Genomic DNA, 26,302 nt, shown 5'->3' with positions numbered 1-26,302 from the left:
GAGGTCACGTAGGGGGCCATCTCAAGGGATGAGGCGCCAGGTCTCTTGGTTGTGTGCGCCTGGCCCATAGTATATGTGTACACGCATATCCGGATCGGCGTATATCAATCCATGGACATCGCACCCGAGAGACTCTTTCGCCTGCTGGCGGACACGACGCGGCTGCAGAGTGTGTTGCTGCTGCACAGCGAGGGGCGGCTGTGCGTCTGCGAGCTCACCCACGCCCTTGAGCAGTCCCAGCCCAAGATCTCCCGGCATCTTGCGCAACTGCGTGATGCCGGTTTGGTGGTGGACGAGCGGCGGGGGCAGTGGGTGCACTACCGGCTCGTCGACGATCTGCCGGGTTGGGTGCACCAGGTCATTGAGGCCGCCGCCACTCAACGGTCCTGGCGGGTGGCGCAGCAGCGTCTCGGTTGTATGCCCAACCGCCCCCCACTCGAATAACGCAGGATTCCGACATGAGCGATCCGAGGACTGTGCTGTTTCTGTGTACCGGCAACTCCTGCCGCTCGCAAATGGCCGAGGGCTACACCCGAGCCCTGGGCGGCGACCGCCTGACGGCGCTTTCTGCCGGGATCGAGGCCCACGGCAAAAACCCTCGTGCCATCGCCGTCATGGCTGAGGAGGGCGTGGACATCTCCGGGCAGGAGTCCACGCAGCTGACCGATGAACTGCTGGCCCAGGCCGATGTGTTGGTCACCGTGTGCGGCCACGCCGATGAACACTGCCCGGTGGTGCCGGGCGGAATCGAAAGATACCACTGGCCGTTGCCCGACCCGGCCAAGGCGCGGGGAACTGAAGAGGAGATCATGGGCGAGTTCCGTGCCGTGCGGGATGAGGTGAGGCGGCGGGTAACCGAACTACTGCAGGAGGTAATGAAGCCATGCGGCAACTGACGGTTTATGACCCCCCGCAATGTTGCAGTACCGGGGTCTGCGGGCCCAGCGTCGATCCGAAGCTCTCGAGGCTGGCCGCTGATCTGGATTGGTTGAAGAACCAGGGGGTGGCGGTGACCCGCTACAACCTCTCCCAACAGCCGGGCGCGTTTGTGGAGAACGCCACGATCAAGGGCATCCTTGAGCGCTGGGGCGAGGACGCCCTGCCAGTCTTCCTGGTCGATGGACTTTCTCGACAACGCCAGCCGAAACCTCTTTTTCACCGGAAGAGGAGATTGCGGTCTTCCAGGCCTCTGCTCGTACCGTAGCCCGCGCCAAGGACGAGATTGTGGTACTGGATACGGCCCCGACCGGGCATACCATCCTGCTGCTGGATGCGGCCCAGGCATACCACCGCGAGCTAGGTCGGCAGAGCCACGGCGTGGCCCCGGAGGTAGAGCAGCTGTTACCGCGCCTGCGCGACCCGCACTGCACCCAGATGCTGATCTGCACCCTGCCGGAGGCCACCCCGGTACATGAGGCGGCCGCTTTGCAGGCGGATCTCCACCGAGCCGGCATCGAGCCCGCTGCCTGGATCGCCAATCAGGCACTGAGCCCTCGAACCGTGACCGACCCGGTGCTGCGCGCCCGTCAGGCACAGGAGGCACGTTACCTCCAGGAGATCCTGGCAGGGCACCACAGCCGGCTGGTCATCGAACCCTGGAGTGAGGAGTACGCATGAGCGAAACCCAGCGCGCTGCTGTCGATGATGCGCCCTCCACCAAGGAGGGCATGGGCCTGTTCGAGCGCTATCTGACCGTCTGGGTGGCGCTCGGGATGATCGCCGGTGTGCTCCTTGGGCAGTACCTGCCGGTGGTGCCGGATACGCTCGCGCAGTTCGAATACGCGCAGGTCTCCATCCCGGTGGCCATCCTCATCTGGGCCATGATCTACCCGATGATGGTGCAGATCGACTTCACCTCCATCCTGGGGGTGCGTCGGCAGCCGAAGGGGCTGGTGATCACCACCACGGTGAACTGGTTGATCAAGCCGTTCACCATGTTCGCCATCGCCTGGTTCTTCCTGCTAGTGGTCTTCCAGCCCTTCATCCCGGAGGATCTGGCCCGCGAGTACCTGGCCGGGGCCATCCTGTTGGGGGCAGCCCCCTGCACCGCGATGGTCTTCGTCTGGAGCTATCTGACCCGGGGCGATGCCGCCTACACCCTGGTGCAGGTGTCGGTGAACGACATCATCATGCTCTTCGCCTTTGCTCCGATCGTGGTGCTGCTGCTGGGGATCTCGGACATCCAGGTTCCCTGGGATACCGTGGCGCTCTCGGTCTTCCTCTACATCGTCATCCCACTGACCGCCGGCTACCTGACCCGGGTGTTGCTCATTCGCTACAGGGGCGTGGAGTGGTTCGATAACGTCTTCATGAAGCGCCTGGCGCCGGTGACCCCGATCGGGCTGATCCTCACGCTGATCCTGCTGTTCGCCTTCCAGGGTGAGGTCATTCTCAACAACCCGTTGCACATCCTGCTGATCGCCATCCCGCTGATCATTCAGACGTTCCTGATCTTTTTCATCGCCTATCGGTGGGCCAGGGCGTGGCGGGTGCAGCACTCGGTGGCCGCCCCCGGTGCCATGATCGGCGCGAGCAACTTCTTCGAGCTGGCCGTCGCCGCGGCCATTGCGCTCTTCGGCCTGCAGTCGGGGGCGGCGCTGGCTACGGTGGTGGGTGTGCTGGTAGAGGTGCCATTGATGCTGGCACTGGTGCGCATCGCCAACCGGACCAAACACTGGTTCCCGGAGGAGACGCAACCGGGGCTGGCGCCGACGACGGGTGGGTGAACCACGGGCTCGGTCACCCTGACTGTGGCGGCCCGGGACTGGGTGCAGCGCCACGGCGGAACGCTCACTCGCGCGATCAGGACCTATGTCAGCGGGGTAGCCGGAGAACCGCCATGTTCAAGCAAATCATCGCCGCCATCGATTTCTCGCCGGCCTGGACTCAGCTACAGGCTCACTTGGAGCGTTTGCCCCGGCTGGGATGTCAACGCGTTACGCTGGTTTATGTGATGGCGGAGAGCTACGCTCAAGCCCCGCAACTGAGTCACGCTCAGCACTACGAATCCCGTCTTGCCGAGGCGGCGGAGGCCTTGAGGGTCACTGCTCAGATAGAGGTGGATTGGGCGCTGCGGGTTGGTCCGGTGGTGCCGGAACTGATCGCCGCCGCTGCTGAGACGCGAGCCGAGGCATTGCTCGTTGGCAGCCAGGGCCACGGCGTCCTTCATGACCTGTTACTTGGCCGCACGGCTCTGGATCTCGTCCGACTCGCGGACCGCCCTGTGCTACTAGCCCCAATCAATGGCAGGCAGCCTGAACCCATGCCCCGGCAGTGCCGGCCACTGCTCGCTACCGACGGCTCTGCCGCCGCCGCCGGCGCGGAGGCACTCTTCCTGGAGTCTTTGCCCCACTGCGCCCGCGGCGCGGCCGTCTCCGTAGGGCCTTGGCAGGAGTGCGACGGGCCCGGGGATGCCAAGGCATGTATCGAGAGGCATCTCGACGCGCTTCTAAGGCGCGTCGGCACAGCTGACCCCTTTGATGTGGTGTTGGTCGAGCAGGGACAGCCGAGTATGGAGATCGTCCGGGTGGCCGAGGAGCAAAACGCCGATATGATCATAATCGGCCGGCGAGGGCATAACCGTCTGCAGGAACTGCTTTTAGGGAGCACTGCCGAGGGGGTTTGCCGGGCGAGCCAGCGTTTGGTTGTCCTGGTGCCTGCCACTGCGTCATAGGCGGGTGTTGGCCAGACGCTTTGCAGGCAAGCGCAGGTTAGAACCGACGTTGAGGCTTTCTAAGGCCTGTCGCCTGGCACCGATGGCACACAGACAGATGCGCGGTATGGGCGCCCGCTGCTTCCAGGCGGCGGTAAACCGCCGCTGCAGCGCCCCGTAGCGTGACCGTAGAGCGGCAGCGCGGACAGTGGACTTGCTCCGTGGCATCTTCCTGCCCGGAGGCCACCGCCGCTAGCGAGGTTGTCGGGGTTGGCCGTGTCTTTGGATCCTGTGTGGACACGCCGGCCTCGAAGGCCGGTAGCCGGCGTCGGTCGGCATCCGCCACCCCATGAGCGATTTCGGCCAGGCTCAGGTAGAGCGCCGCCGCCCGCGTATTGGGTAGCTCGGCCTTGAGCTGGCGGATGAGTTCCGGGAGCCACGGGGCCACGTAGCAGGTCAGGAATGCGTGCAGTTCCTGGAGGGTTTCCTCGTCCCCGGGCTGCGCCCACAGGTAGGCGGCGAATTCCAGTTGCACGGCCAGGTGATCCGGTAAATCCCGGAAGGATTCGGCCCGCTCCAGGCTGTGGCGCTGGTAGCAGGCGCGGATCCCCTGCACGGCGGCGCCGTTGATCGTGCCTTCAAGCTGCAGGCCGGCGTTGAGCGGAGCCCGGTAGGGTGGGGTTAGGAACAAGGCGGTGTACCCCCGCCGCAGTGCACGGGCGTCTGGAATGGAGTGGGCGGCACGCTGCAGGGTGGCGATGGCCTCGGTCGCTTCTCCGCCAAGAAGCGCTTCCAGATCCGCTGGGAGATCTTCGGCCAATGCGGCCAGGAAACCGTCGTCGTGCGGGGTCAGGAAAGCCCGCGACAGGCACAGGTAGAGTTCCGTGCGTTGGGGGGCCTGCGTGGCTGCCATCGCTGCTCCGGGCGGTTGCGGTGGGGGCCCGCGGCCGGGGGGGCGCGGGGGGGGGGGTGGCCCGGGGGGGCGGGGGGGGGGCGGGGGGGGGGGGGGGGGGGGGGGGCGCGCCCCCCCCCCCCCCCCCCCCACGCTGGGGTGGCTACGCGCCTTGGCGCCGGTTCGGGCCGGCGGCGCGCAGCAGCCGGTCGCCGAGCGCGTAGAAGATCAGCGCCGTGAAGACCCCGACCAGGACGATGCCCCACTCGACGGTATTGGGGCTGTACTCGATAAAGCCGGGGATCCAGGTGCCTTTGAATAGAGGCACCATCTGTCCGCCGATGGTCAGCTCGTAGCGGGCGATGAACAGCCCGATCAGTGCCAGCGCCGCGGCGGTGACCTGCGCCCAAGGCTGAACGCGCCAAGCCGCTCGAGCCATCAATACCAGCGGGATTACCAGGCCGAGGACGGTCTCCGTCCAGAAAAGCGGGCTGCGCAGGATCTCCAGATAGACCACCTGCACCCCGGCCGTCGGCGACCAGAGCCCGCCGACAATCCGTGCCATCAGGACCGTGGCGTAGACGCCCAGTGCCACACCGAAGGCGGCTGGCAGGTACGTCTGGATGGATCGCCACTCGGGGCTGTTGCCCCTGTCCTGAAAACGCCGGACGCTTTGGGCGGCGATCAGGCTGACGGCCAGGCCGCTGGCCACGGCGCCGGCGAAGAAGTAGAGCGGAGTGCCCATGCCGTACCAAACTGGGCGGAACACGAACATCCCGTAGGCCAGCCCCTGGGTGAAGATGGCTGCCCCACCGGCGATGATGATGCCCACGGCCAGCCGCCGGGTCAGCTGATCATCGCTGCCCACGGTGTGCAGGCGCGCCACGACGGCGATGACCAGCACCATGTAGGCGGTCCAGGCCAGGCCCATCCAGACCAGAGGCGAGCGCAGCTGCATCGCCGTCGGGATGGCCCAGAGCGAGCGCAGGGCGTTGCCCAGCTCCAGGTTGAGGACGAGAATCGCGCCCACCGAAAGCCCCAGGGCCAGTGCGAAGAGGCGCGGGGTTGCCCGATGCCACTCGGTGCGCTCTGAGAGCAGGGCCGTGGCTGCTACCAGGCTGACTCCCATGGACGTCAGCGCGAGGAAGGCGTAGCCGGCCACGGGCAGCCCCCAGATCATGTCGCTGCCCATGGCCATGGCCTGCCCGCCCTCGGTCAGGACGGGCAGCGCCAGGGCGAAGGCGATGGCCAGGCCGACGATGCCGATGGCCAGCGTGATGTACGGGATGAGGTGCGACGTCCGGGCCGCGGCGCGCCCAGTCTGTTCGGCGGCTGTACTCATGATCCTGGCTCCTCAGCGGTTGCCGTGCGCGGTCACGATTGCGGATCGTCGTGTTCGAACTGCGGATCGAACGTTGGCACCGTGCCGTGTTCGCCCAGGTAGTAGACCTGCGGTCGGTTGCCGGTCTCCTCCTTGATCCGTGTGCCGCGCTTGTCGGCGATCAGCTGGTTGATTCGACTCTCCGGGTTGTCCAGGTCGCCGAAGTAGCGTGCCTTCGGCGGACAGGTGCGCACGCACGCCGGCACGTACTCGACCAACTCCGGATCGTCTTCGTCCAGGTCGGCCACGCCTTCCGGGGCCTGAGAGATCCGGTGGTAGCAGAAGGTGCACTTGGAGACCACGCCCTTGGGCTGGATGCCCACGCCGGTGCGGTGGTCCTGGTGGGGGCCCTGGTACGGAGGGCTCCAGATCTGGCCGTCCTCGCCGGGGTGCACGTCGCGCAGATCCGGTTCGATAAGCGGCTTCTCGTCGGCGTAGAAGCGCACCCCGTATGGGCAGGCGATCATGCAGTACTTGCAGCCGATGCACCGATCCCAGTCCACCAGCACCACGCCGTCTTCGGTCTTGTAGGTGGCGCGGGTGGGGCAAACGTAGACGCAGCTCGGGTTTTCGCACTGCATGCAGGGCCGCGGAAACCACTTGATCGAGGTGTGGGGGTGACGCCCCTCGTTGTAGAACAGCACGTCCTGCCAGGACTCACCGGGCAAGGTGTTGTTCTCCATGGCGCAGGCCGTGGTACAGGCCTGACAGCCGGTGCACTTGTCCAGGTCGATGACCATTCCCCATCTCGGCATGATGAACCCTCCTCAGCGCGTTCCTAAGCGCGCTCGACACGGACCTTGGTGGTGTAATAACTGGCCAGGCCCGAGATGCGGTCGGACTGATTGACGGTGACCTCGCCGGAGTGGCCGGGCTTGCGCCCCTCGGCCCAGCGGCCCTGCGCCCAGTGGCCGTGCTCCATGGGCAGGCAGACCGTATCCGGCCGGGTGCCCTCGAACAGCCGCGCGTAGGCCTCGATTTCGCCCACGTCGCTGATGATCCGGACCTTGTCGCCGCTGGTGATGCCCCGCTCGTGGGCGGTGCGCGGATGGATCTCCAGATAGACCGTGGTTCGCCCGCCCATGACCGGCTGGACGTGGGCGATGGCGTGGGGGATGTTGGCGCCACGTCCCTCGGCGTGAAGCGCGGTCTTCGGGGTGGAAAAGTAAAGATCGCCGCCGCCGGGGTGGTCCGGATCGACCCACTGGATCAGGCCGGCCCGCTCGGTGTCGATGCCGAACTCTGAGGCCACGAAGTCCGCATGCTCCTGCAGCTTCTCGGAGAAGAATTCGAAACGCCCGGAGGGGGTCGGCATGAGTTTTTCGCGGACCTCCTCGGCGGACATCTCACGGGTGTAGTCTCCGTCTTCCGCCACCCACTCGTAGAAGACGCCCCGCTCCTGCTTCCAGTGGTAGGGCTTTTTGTACCAGACACCCTTCTCCTTCCAGCTCTCGAAGTCGGTCACGCCGTTATCGCCGGGTTCGTCCTTGAACCCCTCGGCCAGATGGCGGAGCAGGTTCTCGGTGTCGCCCACCTGCTGCCAGTACTCGCCGGCCGGACCGTCGAGGCGCTTGCCGATCTCGATGAGGATGTCGCCGAAGACCTTGGTGTCGTAGAGCGGTTCCACGGCCGGTGTGCGCAAGGCCGTCATCGGGTAGCCCTCGAAGGGGTAGGTGGGGGCGTCTTGGAGGCGCTCCAGATAGGTGTGATCCGGTAGGATCAGGTCGGCGTATTGGGCCGTCTCGCCGGGGAAGGGGGAGGTGTCGATGATGAAGACGTCCTTGAGCGCCTCCTCCCAGGCGGTGCTGTCTGGCGCCGTCCAGATCGGGTTGTTGAGGTAGAAAAGGATGGTATCGAGCTTGTAGGGGTCGCCGGCGGCGTGGTTCGGTCCGACCTCCTGCATCATGTTCCGCGCCAGGGGCCAGTGATCGGTGCCGAGCTTGTCGATGCGCGGGATCTCGCCGTTATCGAAGCGCTCCTGCATGCGCTCGGCGTAGTCGTCCATGTAGTCATCCGGCTCGGCCGGGCCGTCGCCGTAGGGCACGTCCATCTGGTAGAACAGGCCGCCCTTGGCGAACAGCGATCCGGCCAGGGCGTTGAGGGCGTGGATGGCCATCCCGTTGTAGGTGCCGTTGGAGTGAGACGTGGGGCCACGCTCCATGATGGCCATGGCCGGACGGGTCGTCCCGAACTCGTAGGCCACGCGGCGGATGGTCTCCGCGGGCACCGTGGTGACTTCCTCCGCCCACTCCGGCGTCCGATTCTTGAGTTCCTCGTTCCACCAGCGGATCAGCCCCTGCGTCCAGATTTCTTCGAAGTCGTCGGGGTCGAGCTCGGTGCCGGCCTCGAAGCGGTTGGTGCCGTCGGTGAAGTCGCCGACGAAGTCCCGGTCCCAATAGCCCTGGACCAGCATTTCGTGGGCGATGGCCAGGGCCATGGCACCGTCGGTGGCCGGCTTGATAGTGATCGCCCGGTCGGCGGCGGCCAGCGTCGGGTTCATGTGGACGTCCACCGCCGTCACCCGGGTCTTGGGGCTCTTGGTGCGCATGTGGCCCCAGACCTGCATCAGGTAGTTGTAGGGGCGGAAGGCCTCCAGAAATCCGGCGCCGAAGTTGAGGATGTAGTTGGTGTTGCGGTAATCGTAGGCGTTATAGGCCTCATTCCCGTCGGTCAGCCCCTTGGCCACCATGGAGCCATCGGAGCACATCGAGGAGTGGCCGATGACGTTCGGCGAGCCGTATAGCTGGGCGAAAGGTCCAAGCAGTCCGGCGCAGGAGGCCCCCCAGCCGCGGCCGTACATGAGCGCAAAGCGGTGCGACTCCTCCCGCTCGCGCAGGCGGTTGAGCCGTTCGGCGACGATATCCAGCGCCTCGTCCCAGGAGATGGCCTCGAACTGCGGATCCTCGTCCCGGCCCTTGTTGGGATTGGTCCGTTTCATCGGCCCCTTGAAGCGGTCCGGATCGTAAAGGATGTAGCTGCCCAGGTGGCCTTTGGGGCAGAGGCGGCCGTTGGCGATGGGGTTGCCGGGATCGCCGTAGATGGCGTGGACGCGCCCATCGGTCGTGTAGACATCGATTCCGCACCGCGCCGGGCACTGGTGGCAGACATTCTTGGTGATCTGGGTCGCGGGGTTCTCGGCGTGGGCATCGGCCCGGGCACGGCTACCCCCGGCGCTGAGACTCAGTAGATGGCCGATTCCGCCGGTGGCCGCGGCGGCACCGCCGACGCCGGTGGCCTGCAGGAATCGCCGACGCGAGACCAGGTGATCGAGTCCGCTCATGCGCTCTCCTCCTGTGGATCGGTTGCGTCGCTGCCTCGTTCGGGGCGAGGTGCTCGGAACAGCGAAGCCGCTTCCCGGGCGAAGGCGCGGGCCTTGCGGCAGGTCGGGCAGAGGTCTTCCGTCGCCTCGGCGGGGAAGGGGCGCTGGCAATCGGCGCACGGCCGCTGCCGGTGCCGGACCAGGGTCTGCCGCGCCGGCGCGCCGCCCTGCTCGGTCACAGTCAGGGCCTGCTCGGGGCACGCCCGTTCGCAGAGTCGGCAGCCGATGCAGACTGCCGGGTCGAAGTCCAGTCCGCTGCCCGCTGCATCGTGGGTCCGGTCTAGAGCCCCCGTGGGGCATAGGGCGGCGCAGACGCCGTGATCGCGGCAGTACTCGCTGACCCTGAGTTGCGCGGCGAGTGTCGGTGGCGGCGTGGGGCCGAGTTCCGCCAGGGCGGCCAGTAGCCGCACCCTGGGGGCCGGGGTGATGCCATGGCGCAGCGGGCGTGGTGGGGCGGCGTCCTCGGCGTTGGCCTCCAGGGCGGCGGCGGTGGCACCGGCCTGGCCGACCAGCCGGCGCAGCAGGCCGCGGCGGCTGACTGGAACCTCGTCAGCAGCGTTGGGCAGGGCCGGCTGAGCATTGGATAAGGGCAGTGGCTGGTTTTCCATGCGCGGGCGTCGCTCGGTGTCGACTCCGCACTCGCCGAGCAGGCGGGCGACTCGGTCCACGGTCTCGCGGGCCGGATGCCGCGCTCCACCCAAGGGACAGTCCCCGCACCAGCCGCGGTCGATCAGCACCGGGCCGTCGCCTCGGGTGGCGCGGTGGAGTTCGGCAAGATCCGCCGTGCCGAGCCCGCCCAGGCACGGCACGCGAGCCCCGTCGGCATCGCAGGCACGAACCCGATAACAGTCCAGCCGCGCCGGCCCGACGGTCCCGAGGGCTACGGCAAACCCCGGGACGTGCAGTGCGCCGGTGGGGCAGGCCGCGCTACATTGTCCGCAGCTCAGGCAATGATCCGATAGTCCCGTCGGTCCGCCGGACAGGTGCAGGGCGTCCACCGGGCAGGCCTCGGCACAGGCGCGGCAGTTGGCTAGCGGCGTGCGCTGCGGTAGGCACGCATCCGGGCGGAACGCCAGCGCGCCAATATCCGGGCGCAACAACCAATACCCGCCCGCACTGCCCTCAGGCAGCTCGGCCATCCTCTCCTCCTGCGTTCGCCACGGCCCGCAGCTTGTTGTTGTCGTTTACGAGGCTGCGGTGCCGCCGGGTTGACCTTCGTCAAACCCTAGGAGCGCTTTTGCGGGAGATCAATGATGCAATTCGGATGCGGGTTTATCGGTCCCCGGCAGGTACGGGTTCATACCCCAGACGCATCAGCCGCACGATCCCGCCTTCGATATTGATTACGGGCACGTTCACGCGCTTTGCGATCGCGCGTCCGGCTTGTTGGGTGCGATTGCCGGTGCGGCAGATCAGGGCGATCGGAGTGCTGTCTTCCAGGTGGGGTTCCAGCGCCTCCAGGAAGGTCTCGGGATCGGATAAGGTCAGCGGCTTTGATCCCTCGACGATCCCGGTCTGCTGCCACTCGTGGGGTTCGCGGATATCGATGAGCACACCGTCGAAGGCGAGTAGCGCCTCCACGCTGGGGGCTACTGAGTGGTAGCCGGCCATGGCCGGAGGTATCGGGATGCTTATTAAAAGTAGGAGCGTAGCGACTAAAGCGCTGCGCCGTAGAAAATCCGACGCACGCGGCCGGTGGGCTGCCGGGCGGTTCCAGTGTGTGTATCTCTTCCCGGGGCGCATTCAGACACAGTATAGATCGGCAAAAATGAATGCTCGGCTTGTCTGGCCACGGCTGCCGGTAGGCTCGATTATGCTGCTCGGAGACGTGGCTGGCTCATAAAAAAGGACCGGTCTTCGGCCCGAGTGATGGAGTCTTGGCGCCGGGATGTTCCGCTTCGTGGCCTGTCAGTAGCGGCCGCTTATTGGCGCCTGGTATGAGCTAGAGGGCCGTCCTTTCCTCTGCGCTACGGCTGTTTCCGTCCGATTCATGGCGCCGATTTTGCTACAGTTGGTAGCAGGCGTCATCCCGTATCGATGGCAGCGGGCACCCGCCATGCTCTTTGGAATGAAAACCAGGGTGGGGCCAACAAAGACAGGATTGTGGCCCCAATCGGCTGGATGCTAGCCGCTGGCCTGCGGTTCCCGAGCCGATACTCTTGTGGGGTGGCCGATGCGAGGGACCGAGCGTTCCTGTCCCTTCCGCTGAATGCGCCCGCGAGTTCAGAAATATTCCATATTGCTATTGCACCGGCAGCCCCTCGGCCTTCCACTCCGGAAAGCCGTACTCGAAACGGTAGGCCCGTCGGCCCCGCTTGCGCAGCAGCCGGACGGCCTCGACAGACAGTGCGCAGTAAGGGCCTCGGCAGTAGGCGACAATCTCTTGATCCCGGGGCAACTCGCCGAGGCGGGCCTCGAGTTCCTCGGCAGGGATATTAATCGCACCCGGTAGGTGGCCGGCCGAGAACTCTTCGGGCGGGCGGACGTCGATGAGGGTGACCATGCCGGCGCGCAGGCGCTCGAGCAGCTCGGTCGAGTCGATGGCGTCGAGCGCGTTGCTGTCGTGGAAGTACTGCTCGGTCATCCGCTGCAGCTCTGCGATGTTGCGCTCCGCTACCTCGCGCAGCATGCCGAGCAGGGCCGTGACCTGCTTATCGGCGAGCGTGTAGTAGACACGCGTTCCCTCCTTGCGCGCCGAGATCAGCCCCATGCGCCGCAGCTGCTGCAGGTGCTGCGAGACGCTGGCCAGCCGAATACCGGTCAGGCGGGTGAGTTCGTCGACGTTACGTTCGCGTTGGCCGAGCAGTTCAAGCAATTCCAGCCGATACTCGTGGCCGAGGGCCTTGGCAACACCGGCCAACTGCTCGAGTAATTTGCGTTGGTTGACGCGCTCAGCCATGGGTCTCGCCTTAGCAAGTTTGGGGTCGTCGTGGTAGCTGCCGCTTAGCTGTTGCTCCAATCGGCCTAAAACCCCAGTACCTGGTCGGCATTGGCCGTGACCTCGGCGAGCTCGTCCATGGTGCTGCGCTCGGGGCCAGACATCAGATGATCCTCCGTCAAAGCGAGCGATACATGATCAGCGCGTCGACGTGACCGTGAATCGGATGGCGGAAGGCGCCGGGCAGGCGGCCGACCACCGTCATGCCGTTGCGCTGCCAGGTGTGGATGGCCGACTCGTTGGTGGCGACGACCAGATTATACTGCATGGCTCGGAACCCGAACTGCGGTGCCATGTGCTGGGAGTGACGGCAAAGCGCTCCACCGATGCCTCGTCCGCGGGCGGGCTCGGCGACGATGTAGCCGCAGTTGCAGACATGGTCGCCAAGGCGCGGCTGATTGGGCTTGAGGTAGTAGGAGCCGACCAGGCCTAGGTGCTCGTCCTCGGCGATCCAGGTGGCGGTGGGTATTGTCACCCACAAGTGGTAGGCCTGCTCCTCGTCGAGTTCCGGTGAGAACGGGAAGGTTTCCCCGGCGCGCAGGACGGGCTCGATGACGGCCCAGACCTGAGGCCAGTCGTCATCGACAAACGGTCGGATAGTGAGTTCGCCGGCTGGGTCGGTCACGGGTTTTGGTGCTGGGTGCTAGTTATTGGCGAAAACGTCTTCGACTCGGTCGGCGTCCAGGATCCGGTCGAGTTTGCTCGAGAGCATGGCGGACCTCCGCCTCCGCGATGTTCCGATACACCCTGGCAATATACACCAGCAGTGGCATACACCAGCAGTGGCTGCTCCAGCGGATGCCCCGGTGGGAGGTCTCGGAGAATACGGACGAGGTCGTCTCGGCTCAGGTCGTCGGCGAAGGCCAAAGTGTAGGGATGTTCCGTATCGTGTGCGGCGTGGAGTCAACCCCATTCGAGTCTTGCCTCAACGATACGGTTTGTGCACAAGCCCGCCGGTTGACGCCGCTAACTGCCTGATAGCCGTGGTGGTGTCCATAACCTATTGATTCGCCTATTGGTGCGGGCTGGACAATCTCTGTCCAATCGACCTCGAAGCCGCTAATCGCCGCCAGCGGCGCGCCTTTCTTCACAGAGTTTTCCACAGGTTTTGTGGAAAGGCTCAGTCAAGGCGCCGGCCGCCACCTGAAACCGTTGGCACCGGGTAGGTTCGATAGCACCACTCCGGAATCTGCTGATCCTGCTTGAGCCGGATGCGGCGCAGATCCAGGGCGGAGAAAACGCTGTCCAGATCATGCGACTGATCATCCCTCAGTCCGGGTAGCGTCGCGGCGGCCTCGCGCCGGAAACGCTCCGCGATGGTCGTTTCTGGTGCGCTTTGCCAGGCGCGCTCCCACCAGCGCTTCAAACGGTCCTCCGCATCCTGAAGGGTCGCCGCGTCCGGAAGTTTTGCCCCTTTGTTGCCATTGACCTGCGGGGTGGCTGGCACCAGGTTCCAGAGGTCATCGCAGGGCCATGCCGCCCAGGGAATGCAGTGGTCGACCTCGAAGGCGCTTTGCTTGAGAAGCCGACCGCTCCAGACACAGTGGATCGGTTCGCCAGCTTCGCGCAGCGCCTCGATGCGTTCGCGGGCAAGACGAACATCGCGTTGTGGCTCACGCCAGTCGAGGGTGTGCTCCATCACGGCCGGTGCCAACTGCCGCCCTTGCCGGTCGGCATAGTCGGCCATCAGGCGCTTCCATTCGGTGATCAGCGCCGGCTCCACCCAGACACTGAATCGCTGCAGGGCTCGCCAAAGCTCCGAAGGTATCCGGAAGACGCCATACTGCCAGAGGAACGGGGCATCGATGAGGGCCTCGTCCTGCGCGCGGCTCTGGCGAGCGCGGCGGACGTGGAAGACGTGGCCTCCCCCCGGGAAGGTCGTGTAGCGGGCGGGCATGTTGCGGATGGTTTCGGCTGCTTCGCGCAGTGCCATAGACAGCGCCCGCGCCCGATCATCGGAGAAGCGCATGCCGATGCGCAATTCCTCGGGCGCCACGTCGAGGTCGAGGAGCTTGCGAAATCCGTCGCCGGCAAACCCGAGGCCACGCGGCGTACCGTCGTGGCGTGGCAGCTGCGGCAGGCGCTGACGGACCAGCGGCAGGAAGAGCCGGACCCAGATCATTGCCACAAGGCCGAGTGGTAGTTCGACGCGGCCGTCCCCGTCGTCGTCATCGCCGGGTGACCGCGCCAGGCCGTCCATGCCATCGGCCGCGCGACACGTACAGCGCAGCAGCGCCAGCTTGTAAGTGGCGCTCTTTTCGTCGTTCAGGATGATGTGCCGCAGCAGGGGTAGTGCCCCGGTGCCGTCGTCCGGTAGTCGGATGGCCACCTCGGCCCAGTGGACCTCCGGACGGCCCAGGGCATCGGCGCTCTCGCCGACGTGCTCGACGTACGCACCGTGTTCCGCGGCGAGCTGACGGAGTTCGGCTACCGAGACTGCACGCAGGCCGCGCTCCGGGGCCTCGGGGCCCAGGCGCAGCGTGAAGGCCAGCAGCCCGCCCGGCTTGAGCAGGGTAATGAGTTTGCGGAAGGCGCGGGCGCGTTGCCCCTCCGGTACGTGCATCCAGACTGCGCTGAGCAGGATGGTATCGAAGCACAGGCCCAGGCGGTGAACGTCCTCGAGCCCGGGGAGCTGGTCGTCAAGCCAGCGGATGCGCGGGTGGGGGTGGCGATGGGCGGCCTCGCGGCGCAGGGCTGCTGCTGGTTCGACGGCAACCACCTCGTGGCCGCGCTCGGCGAGCCAGGCGGCATCACGCCCGGAGCCGGCGCCGACGTCCAGGACAGTGCTATCGCCACCAGGTGGCAGACGGTAGATGAGCCAGTTGTGGACGTCCGGGAAAGAGAGGGACTCGTAGTCGTCCGCAACATGCTCGGCGCGCTCGTGGTACCAGCGGATCGCCGGCTCCTGCTTGCTGTCCTGCATGCTGGGGGTGGCTCCTCAAGGCCGGTTCGGCTCTCCGTACTCTAATCAATGTGCCATGAGCCGCCGCATGTCGTCGCGAGTGCGTTCGTCTTCCACAGATTTTTCCATGGGTTCCGGGGAAACCGCCTTAGAGTGGGCCATCTTCCCGCGCGCCTATCAGTGCCTCTGCCGCAGCCTCACGGGGCAGCTCCCGCCGGCTGCCGTTGGACCCCACCACCTCAAAGCGCTCGCCGTCGAGGTAGTGCGCCCGGCGTCCCGCGACGTGGAAGGCGACCCGAGCGCGCCGGCCCGCGGCGGCGGGATCCCGCGGCGGCAAGGCCCGGAGCTCGAGATCGGCGCCCCGCGCCCGAAGCGCCTCGTACAGGGCCCATTCCGGGGCAGACTCCAGGAGGAGCTCGGTAATGTTGCGGGCGCGCTGGAAGGCGAGCCGGGAAGACCAACGGTTGGTGGAGAAGCGCTGCCCGCGACCACCGTCGCGGTTGATGATCGGTGCCTCCAGCGCCTGGAGCGGCCCCAGGTGGTAGAGCACCTGCAGCTTGTCAGCGCCCCGCCGGGTAGGCCAGGGCGTGGCGATCTGCTCGCGGGGAAGGACCTCGATGCCCGTCACTTCCGCCCAGTGGATGACCGCCCCCGGCTCGTCCCCAGGCCGTACCGAGGCGGGCGTGTAGAAGGCCACGATCCCGGCCTGATGCTGGCGCGCCTGGCTGGGCGTCCACGGCGTGTAGTAGCGCTGGGCGCGGGCGATCCAGTCGAGGTGCGCCCGCTCTTCCTGCGGGCGCAGGACCGCAACCAGCACCACCTCCGCCGCAAGCCGGTGCCAGGCGTGGCGCTGGCGCTCCGCGCTGTGGGGGACAACGGCCTCTGCCGTGCGCCACCCGGAGCGCTGGAGTACGTGGTGCAGCCACTGCCGGACCCAGTGGGTGGAGCCGGGCAGGAAGGGTAGGGCGCCGACCCCAAGGCGCTCCAGGCCCTGCCAAAGGCGCGTCTGGCCGAAGTCCGCCGCTCCGTCCGCATCGAGCGGGTAGAGAGCAGCCCCCTCAATCACGGTCCGCTGCGCCGTCGGGCGACCCTGGTCGGCAGAGCCCCCAATGCCCGAGCGCTCCGCTCCTAAGGGGTGGCCTGCGCCTGAGCCCTCCTGCTCCAGGATGGCATCACGGTAGCGGTGGAGGACGTTGACGGCGTCGGCAGGCGGGCTGGCGGCGCCGAGGCGCTCGCGGGTCGCGGCATCGTCTTCGACCCGGTACTTGGCGTCTAGGACCAGACGCACTGTAGGCCACGCCGGATCCCTGAGCGTCAGGGCGAAATCCGGTTGCTGGGGGAGGAAAGTGCCCCCGTCCCGGAAACTCGGGTTGTAGACCACCTCCAGGCGGCGTTCGCCCGGGAGGTCAAAGGGCACCGTATGCTTGCGGCCCCGGGCCAGGCGCACTCTCAGGCCGTCCGCCTGTACGGTCAGGAGCCGCTCGGGCGGGATGGGCTGCTCGAGCACCTCGGCGACGGTGCGCAGCAGGGCCAGGAAGCACCAGTACTCATAGAGCTGATGGATGTCCTTGACCGAGAGCTCCATTGGTCCACCGCGGATGCTGATGCCTTGGCGCAGGGTGAGCAGGACCTGGTAGGCCTCTTTGTAGCCCGGTGATCCCTGCAGCCGGAGGGAGGCAAACCCGGGCGGGGGTGGGCCGCCGGCCTCGGCGAGTGGCTCCAGGCGCTCCAGGGTGGCGATGCGACGCTCCAGCGCCGCGAGCTCGGCCAGGGCCTGGCAGTCGCGCTGGGCGCCGCCGGAGCCCGCGTGATGGCCCTGGCGCTGCCGATGGCGCTCGTCCTGGACGATCTGGGCCAGCTGCTGACGGATCCGCCGCAGCTGCTGTGCCAGCCAACGGTGCTCCGGGGTATCCAGCGAGGGCACGGGGCGCTGCTCCGGCACGCGCTGTCGGGCTGGTAGGCCTCCCTGGACCTGGCCTGCCCAACCGCCTTGGCCGCGGCCGGTTCGCAAGGCCCGGCGCACCCGGTTATCCGGCCGACGCACCGCCTCGGCACGAACCGGACGGTCCCGGCGCTGCAGGCTGCGCACCGGGTGTTGCGCGACGTGATGCAGGGCCTGTTCCAGCTGGCCCACAAGGTGCCGGAGCAGGGCCAGCCACTCCAGCCGGCCGCTGGGGCGGTGGCGCGCGGTGGCGCTGCCGTAGTGGGTGGCGCGCAGGTACTCCAGCGCCAGCCCGGCGGCGAAGGCGTGGACCTCCTCGCGCATGGCGACGTAGTCGGCGCGGTAGGCCATTTTCGTCGGGAAGACCTCCACCTCCAGGTCGAGCTCCGGCTCGCCGTCGACCCGGACACTGAAGCGGCTCAGCCCGACCTGGCCGCCGAAGTTGATATGGCCGTAGGCCTGCGCCCTGCCGGGTGCGGCGTGGAGATGAGTGAGGAGCGCGGGATCGCGGTGGCTGAGTTCGACGCGCTCGCCGTGGTAGCTGCTGAGCCACAGGTCGTAGGCCGTCTCCTCGTGCAGGGGTGGGCCCGCGGTCTCCGCCGGGTCCCGCGCTACGGCGTCCGATACGCCGGCGCGCGCCGTGCCTGGTCTCAGGGTGAGGTCCCGCCGCTGGGGCCAGATCCGCAACGCCCCCGTCGGCCCCTTGGCGTGCTCCGGCAAGGGGCCGCTGAGGATGAGCGTCACGCGGTCCGTCTCGATGCGGAAGAGCTCGGCCACAGCTCAGAGCCAGTACGAGGTGAAGCCTTCGGCCGTCAGCCGGTCCCACATCAGGCACGCCCGCGCCGCGAGCCCCGGGTAGCGGGCGCCGGCGATCCGGCCGGGCCGGCCGGTCTCCGCCCAACGCTCCAGGAGGTCGCGGGCGTCCTCCTCCTCGGTCCATGGCGTGCCACGATAAGCCCAGCCGAGGATGCCAATCAGGACCCGCTGGATGCTGGCGCTGCCGCCAACGATGCGCGGCAGGATCTTCATCTGTAGGGCCAAGTCGAGAGGCTCCACCGGCTCGTCCTCTCCGTTGCGGAAGAAGGAGCGGAGGGCCTCGGCGTGCAGGACGAAGAGCGCGAGCTCGTCGCGGGTGCGGTAGCCGACCTGGAGCTGGGCCTGGGCGAGGATGCGGTTGAGCGCGACCAGCTCGTCGATGGCCTCCTGGATCCGGTGCCGCTCCGCCGCGGTCAGGCCATCCAGATCGGCGAGGCGGGCGGCCCGCGGCTGCCAGGCGCTGACCGGCCACGGCTGGGGGTGCGGGGCCTCGCCCTGGGCCTCAGGCGCCCAGCGCTCGAGCGCCACCTCGGAGAGCTCCAGGGTGAAGGCGCGGTCCAGGACTTTGCGGGAGAAGCCGTGCGCGCTCTCGTCCATGTTGACCGTCCCCACCAGGGCCAGGTTGGCCGGCAGCTGGACTTGCTGCCACTCGGCATCGTGTGCCGGAAGCGTCCCCTGAAGTAGCGGGGTGCTGGCGTAGCCACCCCCGGCGGCGGGGCGGCGGTCCTCGATGCGGCTGAGGACCTCCGCGAAGTAGTGCTCCACGCGTGCAAGGTTCATCTCGTCGAGGATCGCGACCTCGTGGGCGTCGTCGGCCCCCATGGCACGGTGGGCGACCTCCAGCAGCGCCCCCGGCCGGAAGGTGCCCTGCAGGTCGGTGTAGCCGAGGACGTCGGCGCTGTCGGTCCAGTCCGGCCGGACGGGGATGAGTTCGGCGCTGCCGCCGGTGTACTCCGCTACCAGGCGGGGCAGCCTGGATTTGCCGGTGCCGGTGATGCCGGCGAGGATGACGAACGGCTTGGTGCGCAGGGCCGTCACGTACTGCGCCAGCTGCCAGTCGGGGAAGATGAAGCCTTCGGCCTGGATCCGGTCGCGCAGCTCCTGGAAACCGGTGGCTAGCTCGAAGTGGGTGCTTGGCTGAGGTGGAGGGTCTGGATCCTCCGTCGTGGCAGGCTCCGCCGGGCTCTCCACCAGGGTGCGGCGCAGGTCGGAGCTCATGTAGGCCTCGTAGGCGTCCAAGAGCGCCTCCAAGTCGGCGAAGAGGACCTCGTCGTCCGGCAGGTCGCCCGCCTCGTAGAGCCTATAGGCGATGGTGGAGTGCTCGTAGGCCTTGCCGAGGTTGCCCTGGGTGCGCAAGTCGATGGTGCTATCGGTCCGGAAAGCCGATGCGGTCTCAGGCAGGAGCTCCGCGAGTTGCCCGGCGCGGCGTCTCAGGACCGAGCGGGCCTCCTGCGTGCCGTGTTGCCGCTGGAGATCGGTCACCCCCTGATTGAAGGTCAGATAGACCCCGCTCATATCCTCCCGGAAGAGGTAGACGACGTAGACACCGTGCTGCGTGGTGTTCGTCTCCCGCTCGTCGAGGAATGCCAGCCACGGCACCCGCGCCCAGTTGCCGCGGCCCACCGACCAAGTGATCTGGACCGAGGGGTGCTGCTGGACGACCGGGTGCGCCTCGAGGAGCCGCTGCAGCTGCTCGAACGCCTGCCAGACCGGATGCTCCTTGCCGAAAGACTCGCTCTTCCGGGCGTTGTTGTAGTTGGCCAGGATGGTGGCGAGAAATTCTTGAAGGCTGGTAGGTGGGTACGGCGGGGTGGCCATGATATCCAAGCTTTTCTGCGTTGTGTGTGTGACCTCTGCTCCTGCGGTCTGATCGTACCAGGAAGGCCAGCTGTAAGCCGTTTTAGGCGTAGAGCCTGGTCTCATAGCGGAAAGCTGGTGGGCTCTTGGACGCTGATGTTCGCGTGTGGCTCGTGACAACGGACGCGAAGACTATAAGATGGCGCCGTGGTCTTCGGCGCACTACTTCCGTTAGGCGGCACCGGAGAGGCAAAGGGATACAATTGCGTTCGATGGTCATAGGATGACCCTGGGGAATTGCTCATGAGTCCAGTTGCGGCCACCCTCACCTGGCTCGACCTCACCAGCACCGACCGTAATCAGGTCCGGCAGATCCTCGACCTCTTTGAGGAGCAAGGCACCGTGGACGAGCTGGGCTTGGGCACCGTCCGGGACTTCTTCTCGGATACGCTGCTCCCCGGCACGTCCACGCTGCACACGCGGCTGCGCTACGTGCTCTTCATCCCGTGGGTCTATCGGCGGCTCGAGGCGCGGCACCGGCAGGTCCAGGACATTGACGCCGAGGCGCGCGAGCAGGAGATCCGCGTCATCGACGCGCTCCGCAGCGGCGGGGAGGAGGAGGGTGTCATCGGCGGCCACGCCCGGGAGCGGCTGGCCCGCCTGCCGAGCCAGGCGTACTGGTCGGCGCTGGCGCGGTGGGGCCTCTTCTGCCCCCGCCAAAGCCAGGGGTGGTACCACCATCGCTTCCACAGGCTGGCCGCTCGCCGCGAGCGCACGGCGGACGAGCCCCTGGAGGCGGAGGAGCCGGTCCGCACCTGGCACCCGCAGCTGCCCGAGCCGCCCGAGGACTGGCTCCAGGCCACCACGTTCGCCCTGACCGGCGAGGAGGCGGCGTTCCTGCGGGACCGCATCGAGTGCGCCGTCCCCGATAGCCTGCTGGCCTATCTCGCCCGTGAGGGCAACGCCGGGCTCGTCGACACCCAATTTTTATGGGAAGTGCCAGAGGTGGGCCAGGCGCCTGAGCACCTGCAGCAGCTGGTGGCGGCGGCGCGCCGCTTCTCCCTGCACGTGGAGGGGGCCACGCTGCTCTACAACCTCCAGCTCGCCGAGCTCCGGCGGGACCGCCACGGCGATCCCCAGGGCGTGGACCAGGGCCACATCGACACCTACCGCGAACGCTTGGCGGTGTGGGCCGGCCAGGAGGCCGAGGAGACGCCGTTCGACCCCCAGGCGCTGTGGGCGCTGGCCGCCCGGCACCGGGTCGTCCTCCGGCAGCCTCTCAGGCGCTTCGTCGAGAGTTGGTCCGAGGTCATCAACAGCCACGGCGCGGCGGCGGTTGCGGACAGCCAGCGGCTCCGGGAGCTTATCGCCTCGCGCGAGCGGGCGCTCAAGGGGCCACGGGCCCGGGTCGTCAACACCAACCGCCTGGACCAGTGGCGGGGCAGCGCCGGCCTGGGCCGGCTCGATTATCGCTGGCCCGACGTCCGCAGGCTGCTGGCGGATCTCCACGAGGGGCTGGGGCGCTGATGCTCTCGCCCGACGCCCGCCAGGTGGCCACCGAGGTCCTGCGCCCGCCCGCCGGCTACACCCTGGACCGCACGGTGCTGACCAGCTACAGCCTGGACCTGGAGGTGGTCCTGGCGCTGCCGCTGGCCGTGCTGGCGCAGTCCGACCGGGGCGTGGAGGAGCTGCTGGAGGATCCGCTGCTGCTCCTCGAGGCGCTGCGCGAGGCCTCCGGCCGGGTGCAGGTCTTCGTCGACGCCTCCGGCATCGCCCTGCCACGGGTGCAGCGCGAGCTCTACGCCGCCCTGGAGGCCAGCGTCCACCCGGTGCGCGCCCCGGGCCAGGGCGTCTTCCACCCCAAGGTGTGGGTGGCGCGTTTCACCGGGGAGCAGGACGGCCGGGTCCTGCTGCGTGTCGCCGTCGCCTCCCGCAACCTCACCTTCGACCGCTCCTGGGACGTCGCCCTGGTCAGCGAGGCCGAGCCGGGGGCGGAGGCCGAGCCGGGCTCGGAGCCCCTCGCTGCGCTGGTCCGCGATCTGCCAGGGCTGGCGGTCCAGCCGCTCGCGCGCCCGCTGACGGAGGGCCAGGCGAGCCTCGCCGAGGAGCTGGGCCGCACCCGCTTCCCGGCGCCGGAGGGCTTTGATGGCGCCATCAACTTCCATGTCCTCGGCCTCGGGGGCCCGGGTGGGGCGCCGTGGCTGCCGGTCACCGAGGCCGACCGCGTGCTCGCCGTAGCGCCGTTCGTGGACCGGCATGGCCTCGACACCCTGGCGGCGAGCGGCTCCGGCTCACTGGCCCTGATCGGCCGCGACGAGGCCCTGGACGCGCTGCCCGAGGGCACCCTGGCGCCTTGGGAGGACGTCCAGGTCCTCCAGGAGACGGCCCTGGAGGAGCCGCAGGAGGACACAGGCCGCCGGCCCGCCGGGCTCCACGCCAAGCTCATCGCCGCCGAGCGTGGCGGCCGCGCCCACTGGTGGCTCGGCTCCGCGAACCTGACCCACGCCGCCCTCAGCGGCCGCAATGTCGAGGTCCTGGCCAGCCTCACCGGGGAGGCCGGCTCCGCCGAGACCGAGCACGGCGTGGGCATCGACCGCTTCCGGGCGGGTCTCGACAAGCTCTGCGCCCCTTACGAGCCTGGGGAGGTGCCGGCGGACGGCGATGCCGAGGCGCGGCGGGCCCTGGAGCGTGCCCGCGGTGAGCTGCTCCAGGCGGACCTGGCGGTCCACTGCGAGGCCTATGGTTCTGAGTGGCGCTGGCGGTTGGCCGGGGAGCTGCCCGAGCCAGAGGGTGTGGCCATCGACCTCTGGCCGGTCACGCTGCCCTTGGAGCAGGCCCGCACCTGGCCCGCGGAGCCGGCGTGGACCCTGCCGCTGGAGCGGCTGACCGCCTTCGTCGCCTTCCGGCTGCGGGGCGAAGAGGGCGCCGATCCGGTCACCGGGGTGGCCAAGCTCCCGGCCCACGGCCTGCCGGAGGAGCGTATGCGCCGCATCCTGCGCACCGTGATCAACACCCCGGAGCGCCTCCTCGCCTTCCTCCGCGCCCTGCTCGGCGGCCTGGACGAGCTCATGGAGGGGGTCGGGGAGGGCGCTACGGCGGATCCCGATTCCCTGGGGCGGGGCCGGGCGCTGGAGGCGGAGACCCTGCTGGAGGATCTGCTGCGCACCGCGGCCCGGGATCCGGAGCGGCTGGACGTCGTCCGGCACGTGATCACCGACCTGATGGCGGACGAGGAGGGCCGCGCGGTGGTGCCGGAGCAGGTCCGGGCCATCTGGCGGGCCGTGGATGAGGCGCTGCAGGGGGAGGCCCGGCGATGACCCGCCCGGATCCGGAGGCCATCATCGCGCCCCTCAAGACCTTCCAGCGCCGCACCGTGGAGCACGCCTTTCAGCGGCTGTTCACGGCGCCGGACAGCACCCACCGCTTCCTCGTCGCCGACGAGGTGGGCCTGGGCAAGACGCTGGTGGCGCGCGGCATCGTCGCCCGGGCCCTGGATCATCTGTGGGACCGGCAGGAGCGCATCGATGTCCTCTACATTTGCAGCAACCAGAACATCGGCCGCTCCAATCTCCCCAAGCTCCAGGTGACCGGCGAGGCCGAGGACGCCCAGGCCCGGCCCACGCGGCTGACCATGCTCGCCACCGAGCTGGCCGGCGGCGCGCAGGGCGGGGGGCTGGCGGCCCGCAAGGTCAACTTCATCAGCTTCACGCCGGGGACGTCCTTCAACATGGGCGATGCCGCCGGCAAGGCGGAGGAGCGCAAGGTCCTCTTCCAGCTCCTCGACCGGCTGGTGGCGCGGCGGGAGGGGCTGATGAACCTGCTCCAGGGCTGGATCCAGGATGCGGGGCGCTGGCGGGGGATGCTGGCGGAGCCGCTGCCGCTGGAGCCGGAGATCACCCGGCGCTTCCAGGAGCGCCTGAGGGAGGATCCGGCGCTGCTCGGCGAGCTGGAGGCGGCCATCGAGCGCTGGTTCCTGCAGGCGCTCGACGCCTATCCGCAGGAGGCGCGCCAGGCCCGCAACCGCCTCATCGGGCGCCTGCGCTACCGCCTGGCGGAGGTCTGCATCGAGGCCCTGGAGCCGGACCTGGTCATCCTCGACGAGTTCCAGCGCTTCAAGGACCTGGTCAACCAGGACGAGGCCGGTCGCTCGCAGGCCACCGCGCTCGCCTGGCGGCTGCTGCAGACGCGCCAGGCCTCCGGCCGGCCGGTGCGGACCCTGCTCCTGTCGGCCACGCCGTACAAGTTCTACACCCGCGATCCGGAGGCGGAGGGCGAGGACCACTACGCCGACTTCCTGGCCACCACGCGCTTCCTCCTCGACTACGACGAGCGGCGCGTGGTGGCGCTCCGGGAGGCGCTGGGCCGGTTCAGCACCGAGCTGCGCCGCGCCGCCGCCGGTCAGGGCCACGATGTGCCCAGCGCCCGAGCGGCCGTGGAGGGGCATCTGAAGGCGATCATGGCGCGCACCGAGCGGGTGGCCGGCAGCGCCGACGCTGATGCCATGATCGCCTCCTCCGGTGGCGGACAGCTGGAGATCCAGCCTGTGGACGTTCGCCAGTACCTGGCCGCCGAGGCCTGGTTCCGCTCCGCCGGGGCGCGCGATCCCATGACCTACTGGAAGGCAGCCCCCTACCTGCCGCACTTCATGCAGGGCTACCAGGTCAACGAGCAGGTCCGGGCCGCCCAGGACCAGGACCCCGACGCGCTCCGGGAGGTGCTGGCGCGGTACGCCGACGCCTTCCTGGACCGCGAGGCCCTGCGCTCCTGGGAGCAGCTGGACCCGGGGCACGCCAAGCTGCGGGAGGTGGTCCGGGAGCAGCTGGATACCGGGCTCTGGCGGCTGCTGTGGATGCCGCCCTCCCTGCCGTACTGGCCGCTGGACGGACCCTTCGCGGGGCAGGAGGAGCGGACCAAGACGCTGCTCTTCTCGGCCTGGCACTTCGTTCCCGATGTGGTCAGCGCCGTGCTCAGCTACGAGGCGGAGCGGCGGATGCTCACCGGGCAGAGCACCGCTTACGAGGACCAGCCCAAGGAGCTCCTGCAGCTGCCGGCGAAGGAGGAGATCCGGCGCCGCCACCGGCTGCTGTTGCTGCTGCTGCCTAGCACGCGGCTGGCAGACGCGGTGCACCCGCTCTCTGCGCTGGCGGGCCGGGATGCACGAGCGTGGGCGCGGGAACGGGTCGCGGAGTTGCTGGCCGAGGTGGCGGACGTGGGGGATCCGGAGGCGCCGGAGGATCCCCGCTGGCAGTACATGGCGCCGCTGCTCCTCGATCCGGCTCTGCGGGCGTTCCTGGAGCACTGGCGCTCGGCCCGGGCGGACGACGTGGCGCGGCCCCAGGCGGAGAGCTTCCCCGACTACCTCGAGGACCTGCTGACGCTCGATACCGCCTCGCTGGGCCGCCAGCCGGAGGGCCTGGTGGACCTGGTCACGGACCTGACGCTCGGTGCCCCCGGAGTGGTGGCGGCCCGGACGCTGGGCAGCGCCGGGCTGGACGACGCTACCCGCCGCACCCTGGCGGCCCGGATCGCCATGGCGTTCTGGCGTCTGTTCAACCGGCCCCCGGTCATCGGGCTGCTGCATCAGCTCTACGGCCGCGGGGGCGGTGAGGAGGGTGGCGCCTACTGGCGGCGCGTGATGCAGTACGCCGTGGCCGGCAACCTCCAGGCGGTCCTGGACGAGGCCTGGCACTTGGCCTGGGAGCAGCACGGCTGGGCCGAGGGCGCCTCGGTGGAGGCGGTGGCCCGAAGCTGTGCCGAGGAGCTCGCCGCCCATATCGAGCCGCGTCCGTCGCGCGTTCACGTCCAGTTCCCGGAGCGCGATGGCCAGGGCGGCGTGGCCTGGTCGGAGCTGCGCATCCGCACCGTCTTCGCCCAGCGCTTCGGCGACCAGCGCACCGAGCAGGGGCGGCTCAGTCAGGACGAGGTCCGGGCCGCCTTCAACAGCCCCTTCCGCCCCTTCGTGCTCACCAGCACCTCCATCGGCCAAGAGGGATTGGACTTTCACCCCTGGTGCCACCGGCTGGTGCACTGGAATTTGCCGAGCAACCCGGTGGACCTGGAGCAGCGTGAGGGCCGCATCCACCGCTACAAGGGCCACGCCGTGCGCCGCAACGTCGCGGCGCGCTTCCGCGAACAGGCCTTGGAAGGCTGGGCTCCCGGCCGGGATCTGTGGGTGTTGCTCTTCGCCGCCGCGGACCAGCGGGCCCGCGAGGATGCCGCCGACGACTTGGTGCCGTACTGGATCGCGCCCGGTCCTTATCGGATTCAGCGTCGCGTGCCAACCCTTCCTTATACGAGGGAGGTGGCCGCCTTCGAGCGCCTCAAGCACCAGCTGGCCACGTACCGCCTCGCCTTCGGCCAGCCGCGCCAGGAGGAACTGTTGGTCTTACTGGGGCAGGCGGAGATAAGTCGGGAAGAGCTGGAGCGCTGGACGGTTCGTTTGCGGCCCAGCTGAATCTCGCTAGCGGCGCACATCGTAGGGTTTGCCCCCACCCCGGCTTCCGGCTCGCCACCGGGTCAGCGTCCAGAGCACCGGATAGGCCGGAGGCTTTACCGGTGTCGGCCCGAAGCCGTCGGTCATCATCACCAGCAGCGCCGTGGGCGGTGTGTCCTGGAGGTGCTCGAAGGGAGCGCGCAGGGTAGATCGCGCCCCATGCGCTTCTG

At 68.4% G+C, this 26,302-nt stretch carries 20 protein-coding genes; 9 read left to right on the top strand and 11 right to left on the bottom strand.

Features of this window, described 5'->3' with window-relative positions; translation table 11 throughout:
* Nucleotides 1-111: 111 nt before the first annotated feature.
* The 6 genes from LRA98_RS05965 (at nucleotide 112) to LRA98_RS05940 (ending at nucleotide 3,673) form a co-directional block, all read left to right on the top strand.
* On the top strand, nucleotides 112-444 hold the full coding sequence (locus LRA98_RS05965; protein WP_238634231.1) for a metalloregulator ArsR/SmtB family transcription factor: 333 nt from the start codon (nucleotides 112-114) through the stop codon (nucleotides 442-444).
* A 14-nt stretch (nucleotides 445-458) separates the two neighbouring features.
* On the top strand, nucleotides 459-896 hold the full coding sequence (gene arsC / locus LRA98_RS05960) for an arsenate reductase (thioredoxin) (protein WP_238634232.1): 438 nt from the start codon (nucleotides 459-461) through the stop codon (nucleotides 894-896).
* Entirely contained in the window at nucleotides 884-1,204 is a 321-nt protein-coding gene (gene arsD / locus LRA98_RS05955) for an arsenite efflux transporter metallochaperone ArsD (protein WP_238634233.1), read from the top strand. The genes arsC and arsD overlap by 13 nt, the downstream gene beginning before the upstream one ends.
* Nucleotides 1,171-1,617 carry an ArsA-related P-loop ATPase gene (locus tag LRA98_RS05950; RefSeq protein WP_338018550.1) on the top strand — a complete coding sequence of 149 codons (447 nt, stop codon included), beginning with the start codon at nucleotides 1,171-1,173 and terminating at the stop codon, nucleotides 1,615-1,617. The genes arsD and LRA98_RS05950 overlap by 34 nt, the downstream gene beginning before the upstream one ends.
* Nucleotides 1,614-2,726, top strand: coding sequence for an ACR3 family arsenite efflux transporter (arsB, locus tag LRA98_RS05945; RefSeq protein WP_238634234.1), 1,113 nt, complete (start codon nucleotides 1,614-1,616; stop codon nucleotides 2,724-2,726). The genes LRA98_RS05950 and arsB overlap by 4 nt, the downstream gene beginning before the upstream one ends.
* 113 nt (nucleotides 2,727-2,839) lie before the next feature.
* Nucleotides 2,840-3,673 (top strand): universal stress protein, encoded by an 834-nt coding sequence (locus LRA98_RS05940; protein ID WP_238634235.1) that lies wholly within the window; start codon nucleotides 2,840-2,842, stop codon nucleotides 3,671-3,673.
* A 37-nt stretch (nucleotides 3,674-3,710) separates the two neighbouring features.
* Here the strand turns inward: LRA98_RS05940 and LRA98_RS05935 are convergent, their stop codons facing one another.
* The 11 genes from LRA98_RS05935 to LRA98_RS05880 all read right to left on the bottom strand — a co-directional run bounded on the left by LRA98_RS05935 (nucleotide 3,711) and on the right by LRA98_RS05880 (nucleotide 19,660).
* Complete coding sequence (locus LRA98_RS05935) at nucleotides 3,711-4,565, bottom strand: TorD/DmsD family molecular chaperone (RefSeq protein ID WP_238634236.1); 855 nt, start codon at nucleotides 4,563-4,565, stop codon at nucleotides 3,711-3,713.
* A gap of 142 nt (nucleotides 4,566-4,707) precedes the next feature.
* Nucleotides 4,708-5,886, bottom strand: a complete 1,179-nt coding sequence (nrfD, locus tag LRA98_RS05930; RefSeq protein ID WP_238633105.1) for an NrfD/PsrC family molybdoenzyme membrane anchor subunit — start codon at nucleotides 5,884-5,886, stop codon at nucleotides 4,708-4,710.
* 32 nt (nucleotides 5,887-5,918) lie between these two features.
* Nucleotides 5,919-6,680 (bottom strand): 4Fe-4S dicluster domain-containing protein, encoded by a 762-nt coding sequence (locus LRA98_RS05925; RefSeq protein ID WP_338018549.1) that lies wholly within the window; start codon nucleotides 6,678-6,680, stop codon nucleotides 5,919-5,921.
* A gap of 23 nt (nucleotides 6,681-6,703) precedes the next feature.
* Nucleotides 6,704-9,205, bottom strand: a complete 2,502-nt coding sequence (locus LRA98_RS05920) for a molybdopterin-dependent oxidoreductase (RefSeq protein WP_238633173.1) — start codon at nucleotides 9,203-9,205, stop codon at nucleotides 6,704-6,706.
* The gene (locus LRA98_RS13005; RefSeq protein ID WP_274519865.1) at nucleotides 9,202-10,383 is read right to left on the bottom strand and encodes a 4Fe-4S dicluster domain-containing protein; all 1,182 of its coding nucleotides are present in this window, start codon (nucleotides 10,381-10,383) and stop codon (nucleotides 9,202-9,204) included. Before LRA98_RS13005 ends, LRA98_RS05920 begins: the two co-directional genes overlap by 4 nt.
* Before the next feature lie 133 nt (nucleotides 10,384-10,516).
* The gene (locus LRA98_RS05905; protein ID WP_238633106.1) at nucleotides 10,517-10,825 is read right to left on the bottom strand and encodes a rhodanese-like domain-containing protein; all 309 of its coding nucleotides are present in this window, start codon (nucleotides 10,823-10,825) and stop codon (nucleotides 10,517-10,519) included.
* A 661-nt stretch (nucleotides 10,826-11,486) separates the two neighbouring features.
* Nucleotides 11,487-12,143 (bottom strand): ArsR/SmtB family transcription factor, encoded by a 657-nt coding sequence (locus LRA98_RS05900; RefSeq protein WP_238633107.1) that lies wholly within the window; start codon nucleotides 12,141-12,143, stop codon nucleotides 11,487-11,489.
* A gap of 157 nt (nucleotides 12,144-12,300) precedes the next feature.
* Nucleotides 12,301-12,807, bottom strand: a complete 507-nt coding sequence (locus tag LRA98_RS05895; RefSeq protein WP_238633108.1) for a GNAT family N-acetyltransferase — start codon at nucleotides 12,805-12,807, stop codon at nucleotides 12,301-12,303.
* 495 nt (nucleotides 12,808-13,302) lie between these two features.
* Nucleotides 13,303-15,105 (bottom strand): methyltransferase domain-containing protein, encoded by a 1,803-nt coding sequence (locus LRA98_RS05890; RefSeq protein WP_238633109.1) that lies wholly within the window; start codon nucleotides 15,103-15,105, stop codon nucleotides 13,303-13,305.
* 127 nt (nucleotides 15,106-15,232) lie between these two features.
* On the bottom strand, nucleotides 15,233-17,803 hold the full coding sequence (locus tag LRA98_RS05885; protein ID WP_238633110.1) for a DUF2357 domain-containing protein: 2,571 nt from the start codon (nucleotides 17,801-17,803) through the stop codon (nucleotides 15,233-15,235).
* Nucleotides 17,804-17,806: 3 nt separating this feature from the next.
* Complete coding sequence (locus LRA98_RS05880) at nucleotides 17,807-19,660, bottom strand: MrcB family domain-containing protein (protein ID WP_238633111.1); 1,854 nt, start codon at nucleotides 19,658-19,660, stop codon at nucleotides 17,807-17,809.
* Nucleotides 19,661-19,942: 282 nt separating this feature from the next.
* On the opposite strand from LRA98_RS05880, the gene LRA98_RS05875 reads away from it, so the two are divergent.
* Genes LRA98_RS05875 through LRA98_RS13000 form a run of 3 tightly spaced genes read left to right on the top strand, consistent with a single transcriptional unit; the run spans nucleotide 19,943 to nucleotide 26,093 of the window.
* Nucleotides 19,943-21,166, top strand: a complete 1,224-nt coding sequence (locus tag LRA98_RS05875; protein ID WP_238633112.1) for a DUF6361 family protein — start codon at nucleotides 19,943-19,945, stop codon at nucleotides 21,164-21,166.
* Nucleotides 21,166-22,956, top strand: a complete 1,791-nt coding sequence (locus tag LRA98_RS05870; RefSeq protein ID WP_238633113.1) for a phospholipase D family protein — start codon at nucleotides 21,166-21,168, stop codon at nucleotides 22,954-22,956. The genes LRA98_RS05875 and LRA98_RS05870 overlap by 1 nt, the downstream gene beginning before the upstream one ends.
* Nucleotides 22,953-26,093: a helicase-related protein gene (locus LRA98_RS13000; RefSeq protein WP_274519863.1), complete on the top strand. Its 3,141-nt coding sequence runs from the start codon at nucleotides 22,953-22,955 to the stop codon at nucleotides 26,091-26,093. The genes LRA98_RS05870 and LRA98_RS13000 overlap by 4 nt, the downstream gene beginning before the upstream one ends.
* Nucleotides 26,094-26,302: the final 209 nt, after the last annotated feature.

The organism is Halorhodospira sp. M38 (assembly GCF_022227985.1).
Taxonomy (GTDB): domain Bacteria; phylum Pseudomonadota; class Gammaproteobacteria; order Nitrococcales; family Halorhodospiraceae; genus Halorhodospira; species Halorhodospira halophila_A.
Note: the sequence above shows the minus strand (reverse complement) of the source record. Positions and strands in the feature narration are given on the sequence as shown.

Bases quoted from the DNA above. Each gene is read 5' to 3' on its own strand.
- LRA98_RS05965 (WP_238634231.1), top strand. From the start codon at position 112: ATGGACATCGCACCCGAGAGACTCTTTCGCCTGCTGGCGGACACGACG.
- arsC (WP_238634232.1), top strand. From the start codon at position 459: ATGAGCGATCCGAGGACTGTGCTGTTTCTGTGTACCGGCAACTCCTGC.
- arsD (WP_238634233.1), top strand. From the start codon at position 884: ATGCGGCAACTGACGGTTTATGACCCCCCGCAATGTTGCAGTACCGGG.
- arsB (WP_238634234.1), top strand. From the start codon at position 1,614: ATGAGCGAAACCCAGCGCGCTGCTGTCGATGATGCGCCCTCCACCAAG.
- LRA98_RS05940 (WP_238634235.1), top strand. From the start codon at position 2,840: ATGTTCAAGCAAATCATCGCCGCCATCGATTTCTCGCCGGCCTGGACT.
- LRA98_RS05935 (WP_238634236.1), bottom strand. From the start codon at position 4,565: ATGGCAGCCACGCAGGCCCCCCAACGCACGGAACTCTACCTGTGCCTG.
- nrfD (WP_238633105.1), bottom strand. From the start codon at position 5,886: ATGAGTACAGCCGCCGAACAGACTGGGCGCGCCGCGGCCCGGACGTCG.
- LRA98_RS05925 (WP_338018549.1), bottom strand. From the start codon at position 6,680: ATGCCGAGATGGGGAATGGTCATCGACCTGGACAAGTGCACCGGCTGT.
- LRA98_RS05920 (WP_238633173.1), bottom strand. From the start codon at position 9,205: ATGAGCGGACTCGATCACCTGGTCTCGCGTCGGCGATTCCTGCAGGCC.
- LRA98_RS13005 (WP_274519865.1), bottom strand. From the start codon at position 10,383: ATGGCCGAGCTGCCTGAGGGCAGTGCGGGCGGGTATTGGTTGTTGCGC.
- LRA98_RS05900 (WP_238633107.1), bottom strand. From the start codon at position 12,143: ATGGCTGAGCGCGTCAACCAACGCAAATTACTCGAGCAGTTGGCCGGT.
- LRA98_RS05890 (WP_238633109.1), bottom strand. From the start codon at position 15,105: ATGCAGGACAGCAAGCAGGAGCCGGCGATCCGCTGGTACCACGAGCGC.
- LRA98_RS05880 (WP_238633111.1), bottom strand. From the start codon at position 19,660: ATGGCCACCCCGCCGTACCCACCTACCAGCCTTCAAGAATTTCTCGCC.
- LRA98_RS05875 (WP_238633112.1), top strand. From the start codon at position 19,943: ATGAGTCCAGTTGCGGCCACCCTCACCTGGCTCGACCTCACCAGCACC.
- LRA98_RS05870 (WP_238633113.1), top strand. From the start codon at position 21,166: ATGCTCTCGCCCGACGCCCGCCAGGTGGCCACCGAGGTCCTGCGCCCG.
- LRA98_RS13000 (WP_274519863.1), top strand. From the start codon at position 22,953: ATGACCCGCCCGGATCCGGAGGCCATCATCGCGCCCCTCAAGACCTTC.